Here is a 16,162-nt window from a genome sequence, read left to right on the forward strand (position 1 = left end):
CCGCCACGGTATTGACGTTGGAGGCGGCTTCCTCGGCGGCGGCCGCCACCGTGGTCGACTGGCTCGACGTCTCGGACGCCGTGGCCGACATGGCCCGGGCGGTCGCCTGGAGTTCGGTCGCCGACGATGAGACCATCCCGACGATCCCACCGACGGCAGCTTCGAAACGATCCGCCATCTGGCGCATCCCGACCTTGCGCTGCTCCTCGGCGGCGATGCGCGCCTGCGGCGTCTCTTCCTCGAGCTGGCGGGTCCGGACGAGGTTGTCCTTGAACACCTGGACGGCCGCGGCCATGGATCCGATCGCGTCGCGACGCTGCCGGTAGGGCACCGCCGCTTGCACATCCCCGCCGGCCAGCCCGCTCATCGCCTACGTCATGGTCTGGATCGGTCGAGAGACCCGCAGCAGACCGAAGGCGGCGGCCGCGCAGGCGGCAGCGAGCGCCAACACGACGGCGACACAGGCGGCCTGCATGGCAGCATCGTCCGCGATCAACGATGCATCCGCTTCACGACCGGACCCCTGCTCGTTGAGGGCGACATCCCGCGCAAGGTTGGCGCAGGCGTCGTCATAGAGGCTCGCAGTCTCGGCACCGCCCATGAGCCTGAGAGCCAAATTGGTCTCGCCCACTTCCATCAGACGACCCATTTCGGCGTCTGCTTGCGCGAAACGTGTCCAGCTGACGGCGAACGCTTCATAGAGCGCGCTCCTCGTTCGAGGAGATGAGCGGTTCGTAGCTTGTCCGCGCCTGGGCGAGCTTGTCGTGCGTCTTGATCAGCGCCGCCTGATTCTCAGCCAGTCGCGTGGGGGTGCTGGACAAGATGAGCAAACGCAATTGCTTGATCCGCAATTCCGATGCCGCCGCCCGGATCTCGTTTACCGCGACGACCGACGGCAGTCAGTTGGTAGCGACCTCGCTGATGCGGCGCCGGATACCCACGAGCTTGGCGATCGACAGCACGCCTTGGCATGCGGCGATGAGGGCCAGAAGGCCAAAGGCAGCGGCGAGCGATGTCTTGAGTGAAAGATGCGGGCGCGTTGACCGGGTCGGCGCGGGAGAGAGAGGATGGCGCTCCGCGCGAATGAACATCCGTTATACGAACGTCGGTCTTTCACAGCTTCGACTTGGACAACCTTATAGGTGGTCACATCGGGGGATCACGTTATCGCGCGATGCAATATTTTATGACAGGACGGTCGAGCCGAGCACCGTTTCCGATGTCGTAGCCGATACTTGCTCGCAGACAGAGGCAGCGCGGTGCCGGAGTCGAACGCATTTTGCAGCGTTCGCGCCCTCGGGACTCGCGCGTCTCCGGGCGCGACCGTTTCAGTCCGACCGGCCGTCACGATCGCGGCGAATGCTGCGGCGCACCGCCAGGAGCTGCCAGAGGCCCAGTCCGAGGGCCAGGGCGAAGACGAGGCCGATATCGAAGGCGGCGAACAATCCGTCGCTCACCGAAGGTCTCCGCGCCCCAGGATCACGACGGCGCCGAGCGGCCGAACGCCTCACGCTCGCGCATCCGCTCGATCAGGTCGAGGACATGCACGACGCGGCCACCGACGTCCCACCAGGGCCGCAGCGCCGGACGCTGACGCAACCGCACGAGCGGGTCGCGCGCGACGGCCTCGATCAGAAATGCCGTTTGCGCCAGGGGCGGAGCGTCGAGGGCTGCGGAATCTGCGTCCGCCGGCGCATGGAGCGCGCGGGCGATCAGCGCCAGCTTGCGGCCCGTGCCGACGCGGGCGCGACATCGGACGGAATCGTGGTCGTGCGCGGCCACCTCGCGGCCGATCTCGGCATAGATCAGGGCCGCCGCCCGGATCGAAGGCCGGCAGCCGCGAGGCAAGGCCGCGATCCCGGCCTCCGCGCGGGCGTAGAGTCCGTCCGCTTCGCCGAGCAGCCGGGCCACCACGGCGGACAAGGCCGGACTCGGCTGCGGATTTGCGAGAAACGCGTCCGGATCGAGCCCCGCAGCCCGCATCCAGTCCAGCGGCAGGTAGAGGCGACCCATCCGGGCGTCCTCGCCCACGTCGCGCGCGATATTGGTGAGCTGCATGGCCGCGCCGAGATCGCAGGCGCGGGCCAGGGCGTCGGGATCCCGCGTGCCCATGATCAGCGCCATCATCGCCCCAACCGATCCGGCGACCCGCGCCGCGTAGGCGTGGAGGGCGCCGAGGTCCGCGTAGCGCCGGCCCTCGGCGTCCCAGGCGAACCCTTCGATGAGGGCGCGCGGCAGCGCCTCCGGGATCGCGTAGGCGGCAACAATTTCCGAGAACGCCCGGTCGGCCGGGGCATCGGCCGGGCTGCCGGCATAAGCCAGGCCAATCCGTGCCTCGAGCCGCGCGACGGCACCGCGTCGGTCGGATGGGCTCTCCGCCCCGTCGACCAGGTCGTCTGACAGACGGCAGAAGGCGTAGAGGCCGTAAGCGGCCTCGCGCACATCGCCCGGCAGCAGCTGGCCGGCGGCGAAGAAGCTTTTCGAGCCGGCGCGGATCGCGACCCGGCAGGCGGTCCGGTCCGCCGCGGCGGCGAATTCAGGCGGTAACGCGGGCATCGGGGACCACGCTGTCGAGGATGCGGGCGGAGGAGAGCACGCCGGGCAGCCCCGCACCCGGATGGGTGCCGGCACCGACCAGATAGAGGTTGCGGATCGCGCTCGACCGGTTGTGCGGACGGAACCACGCCGACTGGGTCAGCACCGGCTCCAGGCCGAAACCCGAGCCGCGGTAGCTCAGGAAATCGTCCTGGAAGTCCAGCGGCGTCGTCACCTTCGAAGTGACGATGGCCTCGGACAGGCCAGGCAGCACGCTTGCCTCCAGCATCGCGGCGATCCGGTGCCGGTACGGTTCGGCGAGGGTCTGCCAATCCTGGCCGCCCGCGAGATTCGGCACGGGCGCCAGCACGTAGAAGGCGTCGCACCCTGCGGGCGCCAGGCTCGGATCGGTGGCGGTCGGCCGATGAAGATAGAGGCTGGCATCCTCGGCCAGCACCTTGCGGTCGAAGATGTCGGCCAGCAGCTCGCGATAGCGCGGCCCGAGCATGATCGTATGGTGATCCACGTCCGGATAGCGCCTTTTGGTGCCGAAATACCAGACGAACAGGCCCATCGACGAGCGAGCGCGCCGGAATCGCCCCGGGCTCCAGCGCTTGGCCTCGGGCAGCAGGCGCGCATGGGTCACAGCCGAATCGGCGTTCGAGACCACGAGGTCGGCGGCGATGGTCTCGCCGCTGGTGAGCGTCACGCCCGTGGCTGCGCCTTCATCCACCTCGATGCGTGCGACCTCGACCCCGAGGCGTACCCGCCCACCCTGCGTTCGGATCAGGCGCACCAGCCCGTCGACCAGCTGTCCGGTCCCGCCCATGGCGAAATGGACACCCCAGCGCCGCTCCAGGTCGGCGATCAGGCAGTAGATGGCGCTGGCCCGGAACGGATTGCCGCCGATCAGAAGGGGGTGGAAGCTGAAGACCGTGCGCAGCCGCTCGTCGCGGATGAAGCGCGCCACCACATCGTGCACCGAGCGGTGTCCCGACAGTCGCAGCAGGTCCGGCGCGATCTTCAGCATCGATCCGACGCTGCCGAACGGGACGTGGCCGAGTTGCTCGAAGCCGATGCGGCAGACCGCCCGGCTGTGAGCCATGAAACGCTCATAGCCTTCAACGTCGTCCGGCGCGAAGCGCGCGACTTCGGCCCGCATCCGCTCCAGGTCGCCGCTATAGGCGAAGGACGTGCCGTCGGCGAACCGGATCCGGTAGAAGGGATCCATGGGGACCAGCGTCACGTCGTCCGAGAGCTGGTGCCCGGCCAACTCCCAGAGCTCCGCGAAGAGCTGCGGGGCCGTGACGATCGTCGGACCAGCATCGAAGGTGAAGCCGTCCTGGCGGTGGACACGGGCACGGCCACCGGGCTGCTCGAGGCGTTCCAGCACCGTCACGCGGTAGCCCCGAGCCCCCAAGCGCACGGCTGCCGCGAGGCCGCCGAAGCCGGAGCCGACCACGACGGCGTGGGGGCGCCGATCGATTTCTTGCGCAACCCGATGGTCGATCGCGAGTGTCAACATTGCTTGACACTACCGCGGCAGTTTGACGGCGCGCAAGGCCGAAATGTCGCCTGCGCCGAACCTGTATCGCGGTGCGCTCAGAACTCACCGGCCAGACCGGACCGGACGCCGACCGCATTGTCGCCTCCAGAGGCGACGCCGGCGGTGACGGCGATCGGAACGCAGCAGGTCGGCAACCGGTGGGCGACGGCCATGCCACCCGCCCATTCGCCGCGGTAGGTGGCACCGTTCGCGGCCCAAGTGGTCTTGCCGGGCGCAGACGGCATCGGGGCCGTCGCCATCGCGATGGCCATGGCGACGCCCTGCCGAGCCTCCTTACGGGTCTGAATGGCGTAGCGCTGAACCGAGTCGGTCTTGGCCTCCAGGTTGTTGACCTGCGCCTGGACCGAATCGATCCGGTTGCCGAGGCGGGCGATCGTCGACGGGCCGTAGGCGGAGGCCGCGAGATTGCCGCTGGCGTCGGTGGTGACGAAGGCCGTCACGCCATTGTGGGCGGCAGCGCTCGCCTGGGAGGCGACCCCGGCCAGCGTGTAGGTGTTGGCAGCATTGCCGATCGCCACTTGGTTGGCGTTCGTCGTCTTGACGTTGTCCCCAATCGCGATCGTGTTGGCCTGATTGGCGGCCGCCCCGTTGCCGAGCGCGACGCTGTTGTTGCCGGCCGCCGAGGCCGCCGCGCCGATCGCGGTGGATCCGGTCCCGGTCGCCCCGGCGACGAAACCGAGCGCGGTGCTTCCGGCCCCGCAGGCAGCGGATGCCGTACCGGCGGCGGTTCCGCCGAGCCCCTGGGCGCTGGCCGCGTAGCCGAGGGCGACGCTCCCGGTGGTGGCAGCGCTCGCGCCGGTGCCCGCGGCCGTCGATGTCGTTCAGGCTGCGCTGGATCCGTAACCGACCGCAAGGGCGTCGCTGCCGATGGCGATCGGCGCGGTCTATCCGCTTGTGTTGTTGGCAGTGATGCCGGTGACGCTGGAGAGCTGGGACAGCCTCAGCTCGCTGATGACCGTCTGACCCTGCGATTGCGTGAGGTTGCCGGTCAGGAAGTGGATGCCCTGGCCGGAGCCGCCCCCCGTTCCACTCCCTCCGGTTCCACTCACTCCAGTTCCACCGCCGCCGGGGCCACCGCAGGTACCGCAATTGCCCGTTGTACCCGCGGTGCCGAGTGTGACACCGGTGCCGAGAAGTCCATCGCCCGGACCGGTCGTCCCGACCAGAACGCCGGTTCCGAGTACGCCGCCGCTGGTCGTCCCGACGTTGAGACCGGTCTCCAAGATCCCGGTTCCGGGTGCGGTGGTACCGACGGTCACGCCTGTCCCGAGGATGCCGCCGCCGCTGGTGGTGCCGACGTTGAGTCCAGTCCCGAGGATGCCACTGCGCGGGCAACTGGATCCGATCGTGATACCGGTGCCCAAGATACCATTCGTGGTTGTATCCAGCGTTCCGCGCAGGAGCTGCGCGAGCGCCGGCGTCGCCAGGGCCGTGCAGATCAGGAGGCCGGCCGCGATCGGCGTGATCCGCGCGAGGCGCGGCTTTGCGATCGCGGCCATCGCGGTTCGCGGCAGAGCCGGGACGATGGTCGAGGGACGCATTTGAGACTCCATCGCTGCGCGGCCGAACACGATTCCGGACCGACCCTGATCCCTCAGGTGGTCAAGCAGGCACGAATGCAGCTTCTGGTAGAATGATTAATCCAACTTTCGATTGTATCTCTGAAGCTGTTTTCCCGCGCGACGACCCTGCCCACCTTCACGCGCGGCAGCTGAGCCGGCCGCCTCAGAAAACGCGTGTTTGCGCGGCGATATCGCGCCGCAAAGGGGTTATAGGAGCTTGGAAATCCGAGCTTTCGGCAGGGAACGGACGCGTGATGGACGGTCGGGGTCAGACCATTTTCGTGGCGGGCCATCGGGGCATGGTGGGCTCGGCGATCGTGCGTCGCCTGCGTGAGCTGGGACACGCGCGGATCCTCACGGCGGATCGGCGGAGCCTTGACCTGCTGGACCAAGCGGCGGTGCGGCGCTTCTTCGCGGAGAACCGCATCGATCAGGTCTATCTCGCCGCCGCGAAGGTCGGCGGCATCCACGCCAACAACACCTACCCGGCCGAGTTCATCCACGAGAACCTGCTGATCCAGGCAAACCTGATCGACGCCGCGCACACGCACGACGTGGACCGTCTTCTGTTCCTGGGATCGTCCTGCATCTATCCGAAGCTCGCCCCGCAGCCGATGCGCGAGGACGCCTTGCTGACCGGGCTGCTCGAGCCGACCAATGAGCCCTATGCGATCGCCAAGATCGCCGGGATCAAGATGTGCGAGAGCTACAACCGCCAGTATGGGCGGCGCTACCGCAGCGTCATGCCGACCAACCTCTACGGACCGAACGACAACTTCCACCCCGAGAACGCCCACGTTCTGCCGGCGCTGATGCGCCGTCTGCACGAGGCGAAGCAGGAGGGGCGCGCGAGCGTCACCGTATGGGGCACCGGGCGCGCGATGCGCGAGTTCCTGCACGTCGACGACATGGCGCGGGCCAGCGTCTACGTGATGGAGATGGATGACGCGGTCTACGCGCAGAACACGCGGCCGGACCTGTCCCACATCAACGTCGGGACCGGCGAGGATTGCACCATCCGGCAACTGGCCGAGGCTCTGGCGCGGGTGATCGGCTACGAAGGGCAGCTCGCGTTCGACGCGACCAAGCCGGATGGCACGCCGCGCAAGCTCATGGACGTGTCGCGGCTTCGCGCCATGGGCTGGCAGCCCGAGATCGCCCTGGAGGACGGCCTGCGCCAGACCTACGGCTGGTTCCTGGAGAACCACGCCACGCTCCGAAGCTGAGCGGAGCGCCGACATAGCCCGGGCTTGAACCAGCCCATCGCCACCGATCCTCCGTTCCGGGAGAAGACGGATCATGGCCCACCGGCCGCCCGACGACAGCGCCGACGCGCGCCGGCGGAAGTTCCTTCAGAGCTTCCCGAGCTTCGACGCGAACAGCCGCTTTCCCGCGCCCTATGTGCAGTTCGCCGGCAAGCCCCTCGCGGAAGCGGGTGGTCAGGGCTGGCGCTATGACGCCCTCGGCTACCGCAACGACGCGCATGCGGATACGCGGACCGCATCGGAGACGCTGCGGGTCTTCGTCGTCGGCGACAGCACCCTGATCGACGGACAGGTCTTCGCCGACACGGTGCCGGGCCGGCTGGAGACCCGACTGAAGCAGGCGCACGGGTCGGGCGCGCGCGTCTACAATTTCGGCTCCGTCTCGGCCTGTCTGAACCAGATGATCGCCCTGATCACGACGCGGCTGATGGATCTCCAGCCCGACGTCATCCTGATCGTCGGCGGCGCGACGGATATCTTTCAGCCCTGGAGCTTCGACCCGCGGGCCGGCATTCCCTACAACCACTTCGCGAACGAGAGCCTTTACGACTACTTCTTCGATCCGAGGAAGTCGGCCGACGACGCGGAGGCCCTGTCGTATGACGGCCTGCAGGCAATGATCTTCAACCGACTCGAGAACCTGCGGTCGCTCACGAACTGGCAGTCCGACATCTGGGAGTGGGAGGTGGTGCGGCAGTTCGAGCTGGCGCTGAAGCGCCTGGCGCGGCTCGCGCCCGGGATCGGCGCGCCGGTCCGGTTCCTCCTGCAGCCTACGGTGGCGCGCAAGAAGGCCCTGGCGGGAGCGGAGACGGCGGCCGCGTCCGGCGCATTCCTGACCTATCTCGACCGCCAGTACGAGCGCTTCGAGAGCGTCCTCGGCCGGCTCGACGCGGCCGGCTTAGCTTTCGCGGTGCGGGACCTGAGCCGTCTGTTCGAAGGCGATTCTCGCGCCCTGTTCACCGACATCGTCCACGTGACCTCGGAGGGGCGCCAGATGATGGCGGACCGGCTCGAGGCGGAGGTGCTCGCCGTGATTGGGGCCGCGCATCCCGCCTGAGCAATGGCCGAGCCGATCGTCTTCATCGGGGATTCGATTACCGAACTGTGGGGCTTCCACAGGGCCGGGACGTTCGAGGCCTATGACCTGATCCCGCGCGGCGGGTCCGGCCAGACGGCGCGCTGGATCACCATGCGGTTCCGGCGCGACCTCGAGGAGACGGGCGCCCGGGGCGTGCACCTCCTGTGCGGCGTCAACGACATCGGCCGCAACGAGGGATTCTTTGTCCCGGCCGAGGAGATCGCCCGGACCCTCGCCGGCATGCTCGATGAGGCGCGCGCCCTGGGCGTGAAGGCCTGGATCGGCTCGATCATGCCGGTCGACCGCATCCCCTGGAATCCGGAGGTTCAGGACGCACCGGCGATGATCGCGGCGGTCAACGGGTGGCTGCGGGACCATGCGCACGAGCACGACGCGACCTTCATCGACTATCACGCGGTGCTGGCGACGGAGACCGGCGGCCTGCGGCCCGAATACGGGACCGACGGGCTGCATCTGAGCCCGGCCGGCTACGCGGCGATCGAGCCGCTGATGCTGACCGCGCTCGGTCGGATCGCGGCGCCGCCGCCGCAGCACGGCGGACGGACGCAGTCACCCGTCCGCCGGCGGGCGATCGGCCTTGCGTTGGCGGCAGCAGCCCTCCTCGGTGCTATCGCCGCCCTGGTTCTCGGCGCCCGCTGATCAAACCCGGCGAACCGCCCCGTGGGCCGCGCTGGTCGTCAGCAGGGCGTAGGCGCGTAGGGCCGTGGTCACCTTGCGCTTGCGCGGGCTTGCCGGCTGCCAGCCTGCCGCCTCCTGGGCGCTGCGCCGTCGATCCAGCTCCGCCTGATCGACGTCGAGGTGAATGCGCCGGGACGGGATGTCGATGGCGATGGGGTCGCCGTCGCGCACGAGACCGATCAGCCCGCCCTCGGCCGCCTCCGGCGAGACATGGCCGATGGACAGGCCCGAGGAGCCGCCGGAGAACCGTCCGTCGGTGACCAGGGCGCAGGCCTTTCCGAGCCCCTTCGATTTGAGGTAGCTCGTGGGGTAGAGCATCTCCTGCATGCCGGGTCCGCCGCGTGGCCCCTCGTAGCGGATCAGCACCACCTCGCCGGCCGTGACCTTGCCGTTGAGGATGCCGTCGACGGCCGCGTCCTGGCTCTCGAACACCCGGGCCGTTCCCGTGAAGGTCAGGATCGAGGCGTCAACGCCCGCAGTCTTCACGATGCAGCCCTGCTCGGCGAGGTTGCCGTAGAGGACGGCGAGCCCGCCATCCCGCGAATAGGCGTGCGCGGCATCGCGGATGACGCCACCCTCCCGGTCGAGATCGAGTTCGTCGAAGCGGGATTCCTGGCTGAACGCAACCTGGGTCGGCACGCCGCCGGGGGCCGCCCGGTAGAAGGTCCGGACCGACGCCGCCGGGTCGGCGCGCACGTCCCAGCGGGCGAGCGCCCCGCCGAGCGTCCCGGCCGAGACGTTGCCGACCGTGGTGTCGATCAGGCCGGCCCGGTCGAGCTCGCCGAGGATGCCCATGATGCCGCCGGCCCGGTGCACGTCCTCCATGTGGACGTTGGCCACCGCCGGGGCGACCTTGCAGAGCACCGGCACGCGCCGGGACAGCCGGTCAATATCGGCCATGGTGAACGGCACCTCGCCCTCGTGGGCGGCCGCCAGCAGGTGCAGCACCGTGTTGGTCGAGCCTCCCATGGCGATGTCGAGGGTCATGGCGTTCTCGAAGGCCTTGAAGTTCGCCACGGCACGCGGCAGCACGCCAGCATCGTCCTGCTCGTAGTGGCGGCGGGCGAGATCGACGATGAGGTGACCGGCCTCCACGAACAGGCGCCTGCGGTCGGCGTGGGTCGCCAGCACCGAGCCGTTGCCCGGAAGGGCGAGGCCGAGGGCCTCGGTGAGGCAGTTCATGGAGTTCGCCGTGAACATGCCTGAGCACGAGCCGCAGGTCGGGCAGGCCGAGCGCTCGATGACGGCGACGTCCTCGTCGGAGATCCGGTCGTCGGCGGCCGCGATCATCGCGTCGACGAGATCGACCTTCTTGGTGATGCCCGGAAGCTGAACCTTGCCGGCCTCCATCGGGCCGCCCGAGACGAAGACCGTGGGGATGTTGAGGCGCAGCGTCGCCATCAGCATGCCGGGGGTGATCTTGTCGCAATTGGAGATGCACACCATCGCGTCGGCGCAGTGTGCGTTGACCATGTACTCGACGGAATCGGCGATGAGTTCCCGGGACGGCAGCGAGTACAGCATGCCGTCATGGCCCATCGCGATCCCGTCATCGACCGCGATGGTGTTGAACTCCTTGGCGACGCCGCCGGCGGCCTCGATCTCACGCGCCACGAGCTGGCCGAGGTCCTTGAGATGGACGTGGCCCGGCACGAACTGCGTGAACGAGTTCACCACCGCGATGATCGGCTTGCCGAAATCCGAATCCTTCATGCCGGTGGCGCGCCAGAGGCCGCGGGCGCCGGCCATGTTGCGGCCATGGGTGGTGGTGCGGGAACGATAGGCGGGCATCGAGAACTTCGACTGGTTCGAGGGTGACAGGCTTCTGCGCTCGCCATCCCGCGACCGCAAGCGTCGCCGACCGGGTCGGATCCGTGGCATGCTTCTGGCGGATGGCAGGGCTGGTTTTGGGGGCACGATGACACAGGCTGATGTCCTCCGGCGGATCATCGCGCAGGGGCAGGGCCGCGCCGAAGCGGATCTCGTGCTCAAGGGAGGCCGCTTCCTCGACCTCGTGACCGGCGACCTCGTCGCCTCCGACATCGCGGTCTGCGGCGACCGCATCGTCGGGACCTTCGGTCAGTATCGCGGCCTCCGGGAAATCGATGTCTCCGGGAAGGTCGTGGTGCCGGGCTTCATCGACACCCACTTCCATGTCGAGTCGTCACTGATGCTGCCGCAGGAATTTGAGCGCTGCGTGCTGCCGCATGGCGTCACGACGGGGATCTGCGACCCCCACGAGATGGCCAACGTCCTGGGCACCGATGCCTTCACGTGGTTCCTGGCCGCCTCCGAGACCCTGGCGATGGATCTGCGCGTCCAGCTCTCGTCCTGCGTGCCGGCCACGGACCATCTCGAGACGTCCGGCGCCAGGATCGACGCACACGATCTCACAGCCTTTGCCGGCCACCGGAAGGTGATCGGGCTCGCCGAATTCATGAACTTCCCGGGAGTTCTCGCGGGCGATCCCGGCGTGCTGGACAAGCTCGCTCTGTTCCAGGGACGGCACATCGACGGCCACGCGCCCCTCCTGCGCGGCCTCGGCCTCAACGGCTACATCGCCGCCGGCATCCGCACCGAGCACGAGGCGACCTCGCCGGAAGAGGCGATGGAGAAACTCTCCAAGGGCATGACCGTGCTGATCCGCGAAGGGTCGGTCTGCAAGGATCTGCACGCCCTCGCGCCGATCCTGACGGAGCGGACCGCGCCGTTCCTCGCCTTCTGCACCGACGACCGCAATCCCCTCGACATCGCCGAGGAGGGCCACCTCGACTTCGTCATCCGCACCGCCATCTCGCTCGGCGTGCCGCCTCTGGCCGCCTACCGGGCGGCCTCCTGGTCGGCGGCCCGGGCCTTCGGCCTGCACGACCGGGGCCTGGTCGCGCCCGGCCAGCGCGCCGATCTCGTCGTCCTCGACGACCTCGCCACTTGCGCCGTCGCGCAGGTCTTCAGCGCCGGGCGGCCGGTGGACGCGGCCCTGTTCGACGCGCGCGCCTCCGTCGAGCCCATCGGCCGCGGCAGCGTGCGGGCGCGGCGCGTGTCGTCCGCGGATTTCGCCGCCGGCGGCTCCGGACCGTCGACGCCGGTGATCGGGGTGGTGCCGGGCAAGATCATCACCCTGCGTCACGACCTCACCCTGCCCTATTCCGGCGGCCAGCGCCGGATCGATCTCGATCAAGACGTCATCAAGGTCGCCGTGATCGAGCGCCACGGGCGGACGCAACCGGGCACGCGCGGGATCGGCGTGGCGTTCGTGAAGGGGTTCGGCCTGAAGCGCGGTGCCATCGCCTCGTCGGTCGGTCACGACAGCCACAACATCACGGTCGTCGGCGCGGACGATGCCGACATGGCCGTCGCGGTGAACCGCCTCGGCGAGATCGAGGGCGGTTTCGTGGTCGTCGAAGGCGGGCGCGTTCTCGCCGAGATCGCCCTTCCCGTCGCCGGCCTGATGAGCCTGATGCCGTTCGACGGCATCCGCCAGTCCCTGGTGACCCTGCGGTCCGCGGCCCGGAACCTCGGGGTCGTTCTCGCGGAACCGTTCCTTCAGGTCGCGTTCCTGCCGCTGCCCGTCATACCCCACCTGAAGATCACAGATCGCGGCCTCGTGGACGTCGACCGCTTCGCACTCATCGATCCCTGAAATTAGATTGCGCGCAATATAAATGAGGGCTATGCGGATGCCAGCCGGCCCCTAGATGCCGACTCACTTCCTGAAATCGGAGATCGACATGTCCGTAGACGTGAAGTACCGCACCACCGCCACCGCTACGGGCGGCCGCGACGGCGCCGCCAAGACGGCCGACGGCAGCTTCGAGGTGAAGCTCTCCACCCCGAAGGAACTCGGTGGCGCGGGCGGTCCGGGCGCGAATCCGGAGCAGCTCTTCGCCTCCGGTTACTCGGCCTGCTTCCTGGGCGCGATGAAGGCCGTCGCCCCGTCGCTGAAGCTGAAGGTCCCGGCCGAGACGAGCGTGACCGCCGACGTCGGCATCGGTCCGCGCTCGGAGGGCGGCTTCGGCATCACCGCCGACCTGACGATCAGCCTGCCGGGCCTCGACCGCGCCGACGCGCAGAAGCTCGTGGATGCCGCGCACCAAGTGTGCCCGTACTCCAACGCCACTCGCGGCAACGTCGACGTGGGGCTGAAGCTCGCCTGAGGCGGCGTTTCGTGCGGGCTTCGCATCGGCGAGGCCCGCCTCCTGATGATCCGTGGGCGACGCGCTCGGCGCCGCCTTTGGGAGCGCTGGGACGCTAGGCAGACAGCGTCATTTCAGGTCGCAATCGATGCCGCGGTCGGCAGCGGCGCGCGTCGGGTGGCGGGTGCTCCAGAGGATCGCGCCGGCACGATCAGGTCCGGGACGAAGGCAGCCAAGCCTGATTCTCGGCCGGGCGCCTGGAGCCACCATCGGGGCAAGAGCAAGCCTCAGCCCGCTCTGACCGTCGCGAGGAAGTGCGTCACCTCTGCACCGAGCTGCTCGGATTGGCGCGACAACTCGTCCGCTGCACTGAGGACCTGCGCGGCAGCCGCACCGGTCTCCTCGGAGGCCTTGGCCACGCCGGTGATGTTGCTCGTCACCTCGTCCGTGCCGGTGGCAGCCTGAGCGACGTTGCGCACGATCTCTTGCGTGGCGGCGCCCTGCTCCTCCACCGCGGCGGCGATGGTGGCCGCCATGCCGTTGATCTCCCGGATCCGCGCGGTGATCGCCCCGATGGCACCGACCGCCTCAGCCGTCACGCCCTGAACGCGCGTGATCTGGCCTGCGATCTCCTCGGTGGCTTTGGCCGTCTGCTCGGCGAGCGCCTTGACCTCGGCGGCGACCACCGCGAAGCCGCGGCCGGCGGCACCGGCGCGGGCTGCTTCGATCGCGGCGTTGAGCGCCAACAGGTTGGTCTGCCAAGCGATCGATGAGATCAGTCCGACCACATCGCCGATTTGCCCGACCGTCGCGCTCAGCTCCTGCACCAGCGCAGCCGTCTGATCCGACTCGTCCACGGCCGCTTGCGCGAGCTTGGCCGAGCCGTCCACCTGCCGGCTGATTTCCTGCAGGGACGAGCCGAGTTCCTTGGCGGCGAGCGCCACGGTGTTCACGTTGCTCGCGGCCTGTTCGGCCGCGGACGCCACGGTCGTGGACTGGCCGGCCGTCTCTGCGGCGGTGGCGGTCATGGCCTGGGCGGTGGCCTGCAGCTCTGTGGCCGACGACGAGACACGGCCGACGATGCTCCCGACCGCCTCCTCGAACCCGTCGGCCAGCTCCCGCATGGTGCGTTTGCGATGCTCCTCGGCGGCCCCCCGAGCCTGAGCGGCCTCCATTTCGAGGTGTTGGCTGCGGATCAGATTATCCTTGAAGACCTGCACGGCCGCCGCCATCGCGCCGATCTCGTTCTCCGTTTTCGTGTCGGGAACGGCGATGCTGGTGTCACCGTCTGAAATCCGGCTCATGACCTGCGCCATGCGGCGGATCGGCATCGAGATCTTCCGGATGCACACCACGATCACGCCGCCGCATATCATGAGCACCGCGCCACCGCTCAGCAGGAAGAGGACGAACCGCGTCCGAGCCAAGGCGATGCGAGCGTCGATCAGGTCGAAGATGCGGACGAACAACCGATCGCGAAGGTCGATGATCGAATTCATGGACGGGACGTAACGCGCGGCAAAGTCCTGCACCGTCATGGTAGTTGCTCGGCCATCCAAGCTTTGGCCTACAATATCCGCGGCCAATTTCTCGCCGACTTCGACATATTGCGTCCACATGTTTTTCACGAGCTCATCGACACGTGGATCATCACCGATTTTCCCGCGGGCAAGCAGGATCTGCCGCATCTGCGCGTCGACATAGCCGGTCAATCGATTGTAGTGACCGACCTCCTCGTCCGTCATGAGCCGCTTTGTTACGAGAGCAGGGGTGAATACGGATCCGATCTGACCCGCGAAGTCACGCAACTCCGTCGCGGTCCGGGCCAACGTCAGCCAGGAGCCCAGGCTCGGATCGGCCGACAATGTCGCATCGTCCACGGCATTCAACGCCTCGTCGAGCGTCGGCGGGACGGCGATCATGGCCTTCACGATCCCCGCCACCGCGTCTTGAGATCGGTGTGCCTTAGCTTGAGCCGTCAGGGCATCGACCTGCCGCCGTACGGTGGCGAGGTGCCGAACGGTATCGGCGACGGCCCCGGCGGCCTTGGTTCCCCACCGCTCGGGCAGTGTCGACATGGCGAGGCTGGCCTCTCGCAGGGCTGCATCGGTGTCGGTCCGGGCCGCGCTGAGGGCCTGCTCGATAGCATCCGGCACCGGTCTCTCACTGCCGAGAAAGTTGTTGGTAGGCCCGCGCTCCTTCGAGATCCGCGTCGAAGCGCCAAGGATCTTCAACGCCGCGGTAGCACCCGTCAATGCGCTGACGCTATTGCTGTAGGATTGATACTCCTCGATCTCCATCTTAGCGGCAACAGTCACGCATACCGCACTGATGCATCCAGACAAGACAACAATCAAAGTCGATATTTTCATGATAACCTCTGCAATCGACGAAAATCTTTAGGTTGTTCCTACAACAAATTCGCAAATTTTTGGTGTAAAACGATCGTACAGATAATTGATACGGCATCTTTCTTGGTATAAACATTGGGTCAGAAATTTTCACGACATTTATCAATTATGCCTATCAATATTTGATCATATGCGGAGGACGAATTGGTGAAACAAGCGACAAAAGAAAATGTTGCGGATTACGCAAAACTGGCTTGGGCAGGATTTCTCGGCGGGAATCTTTCGAGCTTCGTCAAGTGGGGATCCGAGATCCCATTCCCGCCCCGGGAGGCTGGCCGCATTTCGCCGCCCTTCGCCATCCTCAAGGCGCTTGGCCTGAACGCCGAGGCCATGACCTACGTCTTTACCGGCCACGTCATCAATTACGGCGTCGCGCTAATGCACCAGGGCTTCTCGATCGTCTTCGGCCTGCTTTATTGCCTGCTCGCGACAACATTCCCGATCGTGACGCTGGGGCAAGGACTGGCCTTCGGGCTGGTCATCACCCTCCTGTTCCACGCAATCCTGCTGCCGTTGGGTGGCTGGGCGCCCCAAAATTGGGACATGTCAGCCCACGAGATGTTCTCGGAGGTGTTCGGGCACCTGCTCTGGGCTTGGACCATCGAGATCGTCCGGCGTGACTTGGTGAGGATATCGCCGGCTTGAAGCAGGCGCCCATGCCTCCAACCAAGCCGGTCGCCTCGAGACTCTGCGTGGCCGCGCACCCAACTAGAGCTGTTCCCACCTATGTAGCGACGGCCTAGTCGCCCTCATATCCGGCGGCGGTGATGCAGTTGCGGCATTCGTCTGGGGTGAAGCGGGTGAAGGCCTCGCGGATAGCAACCCAGAGGTCGGGCACGGTGCGGGCGGTTGCGGTTCGCAGCAGGTGCTTGAGCTTGGCGAAGATCTGCTCGATCGGATTGAACTCGGGAC

At 67.5% G+C, this 16,162-nt stretch carries 16 protein-coding genes and 3 pseudogenes; 6 read left to right on the plus strand and 13 right to left on the minus strand.

What is annotated here, in order from left to right; genetic code table 11:
• The 10 genes and pseudogenes from AC1DXK_RS26335 to AC1DXK_RS26380 form a co-directional block, all read right to left on the minus strand.
• Nucleotides 1-367 (minus strand): annotated as a pseudogene (locus AC1DXK_RS26335) (methyl-accepting chemotaxis protein); the annotation flags it as partial.
• Nucleotides 368-370: 3 nt separating this feature from the next.
• Nucleotides 371-649 (minus strand): hypothetical protein, encoded by a 279-nt coding sequence (locus AC1DXK_RS26340; RefSeq protein WP_477299452.1) that lies wholly within the window; start codon nucleotides 647-649, stop codon nucleotides 371-373.
• Between the two features lie 46 nt (nucleotides 650-695).
• Nucleotides 696-821, minus strand: coding sequence for a hypothetical protein (locus tag AC1DXK_RS26345; RefSeq protein ID WP_477299453.1), 126 nt, complete (start codon nucleotides 819-821; stop codon nucleotides 696-698).
• A gap of 78 nt (nucleotides 822-899) precedes the next feature.
• Nucleotides 900-1,091, minus strand: a complete 192-nt coding sequence (locus AC1DXK_RS26350; RefSeq protein WP_477299454.1) for a hypothetical protein — start codon at nucleotides 1,089-1,091, stop codon at nucleotides 900-902.
• Nucleotides 1,092-1,328: 237 nt separating this feature from the next.
• Nucleotides 1,329-1,457, minus strand: a complete 129-nt coding sequence (locus tag AC1DXK_RS26355) for a hypothetical protein (protein ID WP_457108633.1) — start codon at nucleotides 1,455-1,457, stop codon at nucleotides 1,329-1,331.
• A 22-nt stretch (nucleotides 1,458-1,479) separates the two neighbouring features.
• The gene (locus tag AC1DXK_RS26360; protein ID WP_457108634.1) at nucleotides 1,480-2,556 is read right to left on the minus strand and encodes a phytoene/squalene synthase family protein; all 1,077 of its coding nucleotides are present in this window, start codon (nucleotides 2,554-2,556) and stop codon (nucleotides 1,480-1,482) included.
• Complete coding sequence (locus AC1DXK_RS26365) at nucleotides 2,537-4,060, minus strand: phytoene desaturase (protein ID WP_457108635.1); 1,524 nt, start codon at nucleotides 4,058-4,060, stop codon at nucleotides 2,537-2,539. The genes AC1DXK_RS26360 and AC1DXK_RS26365 overlap by 20 nt, the downstream gene beginning before the upstream one ends.
• A gap of 77 nt (nucleotides 4,061-4,137) precedes the next feature.
• A complete protein-coding gene (locus tag AC1DXK_RS26370; RefSeq protein ID WP_457108636.1) occupies nucleotides 4,138-4,620 on the minus strand; it encodes a hypothetical protein in 483 nt (160 codons plus the stop codon).
• A 36-nt stretch (nucleotides 4,621-4,656) separates the two neighbouring features.
• Nucleotides 4,657-4,752: pseudogene (locus AC1DXK_RS26375) on the minus strand (hypothetical protein); the annotation flags it as partial.
• Nucleotides 4,753-4,986: 234 nt separating this feature from the next.
• Nucleotides 4,987-5,643 (minus strand): hypothetical protein, encoded by a 657-nt coding sequence (locus tag AC1DXK_RS26380; protein ID WP_457108637.1) that lies wholly within the window; start codon nucleotides 5,641-5,643, stop codon nucleotides 4,987-4,989.
• Between the two features lie 275 nt (nucleotides 5,644-5,918).
• On the opposite strand from AC1DXK_RS26380, the gene fcl reads away from it, so the two are divergent.
• The 3 genes from fcl (at nucleotide 5,919) to AC1DXK_RS26395 (ending at nucleotide 8,667) form a co-directional block, all read left to right on the plus strand.
• Complete coding sequence (gene fcl / locus AC1DXK_RS26385) at nucleotides 5,919-6,890, plus strand: GDP-L-fucose synthase (RefSeq protein WP_457108638.1); 972 nt, start codon at nucleotides 5,919-5,921, stop codon at nucleotides 6,888-6,890.
• 73 nt (nucleotides 6,891-6,963) lie between these two features.
• Nucleotides 6,964-7,986 carry an SGNH/GDSL hydrolase family protein gene (locus tag AC1DXK_RS26390; RefSeq protein WP_457108639.1) on the plus strand — a complete coding sequence of 341 codons (1,023 nt, stop codon included), beginning with the start codon at nucleotides 6,964-6,966 and terminating at the stop codon, nucleotides 7,984-7,986.
• Nucleotides 7,987-7,989: 3 nt separating this feature from the next.
• The gene (locus tag AC1DXK_RS26395; protein WP_477299455.1) at nucleotides 7,990-8,667 is read left to right on the plus strand and encodes a GDSL-type esterase/lipase family protein; all 678 of its coding nucleotides are present in this window, start codon (nucleotides 7,990-7,992) and stop codon (nucleotides 8,665-8,667) included.
• Here AC1DXK_RS26395 and ilvD read toward each other — a convergent pair whose 3' ends face one another.
• Nucleotides 8,668-10,497: a dihydroxy-acid dehydratase gene (gene ilvD / locus AC1DXK_RS26400; RefSeq protein WP_457108641.1), complete on the minus strand. Its 1,830-nt coding sequence runs from the start codon at nucleotides 10,495-10,497 to the stop codon at nucleotides 8,668-8,670.
• 127 nt (nucleotides 10,498-10,624) lie between these two features.
• Here ilvD and ade point away from each other — a divergent pair, with 127 nt between their 5' ends.
• A complete protein-coding gene (ade, locus tag AC1DXK_RS26405) occupies nucleotides 10,625-12,346 on the plus strand; it encodes an adenine deaminase (RefSeq protein ID WP_457108642.1) in 1,722 nt (573 codons plus the stop codon).
• A gap of 88 nt (nucleotides 12,347-12,434) precedes the next feature.
• On the plus strand, nucleotides 12,435-12,860 hold the full coding sequence (locus AC1DXK_RS26410) for an organic hydroperoxide resistance protein (RefSeq protein WP_457108643.1): 426 nt from the start codon (nucleotides 12,435-12,437) through the stop codon (nucleotides 12,858-12,860).
• A gap of 266 nt (nucleotides 12,861-13,126) precedes the next feature.
• Here the strand turns inward: AC1DXK_RS26410 and AC1DXK_RS26415 are convergent, their stop codons facing one another.
• Nucleotides 13,127-15,211: a methyl-accepting chemotaxis protein gene (locus AC1DXK_RS26415; RefSeq protein ID WP_457108644.1), complete on the minus strand. Its 2,085-nt coding sequence runs from the start codon at nucleotides 15,209-15,211 to the stop codon at nucleotides 13,127-13,129.
• Between the two features lie 186 nt (nucleotides 15,212-15,397).
• On the opposite strand from AC1DXK_RS26415, the gene AC1DXK_RS26420 reads away from it, so the two are divergent.
• Nucleotides 15,398-15,895 carry a YagU family protein gene (locus tag AC1DXK_RS26420; protein WP_457108645.1) on the plus strand — a complete coding sequence of 166 codons (498 nt, stop codon included), beginning with the start codon at nucleotides 15,398-15,400 and terminating at the stop codon, nucleotides 15,893-15,895.
• A 94-nt stretch (nucleotides 15,896-15,989) separates the two neighbouring features.
• On the opposite strand, the pseudogene AC1DXK_RS26425 reads toward AC1DXK_RS26420, so the two are convergent.
• Nucleotides 15,990-16,162: pseudogene (locus AC1DXK_RS26425) on the minus strand (IS630 family transposase); the annotation flags it as partial.

This window comes from Methylobacterium sp. P3_A11 (assembly GCF_056403155.1).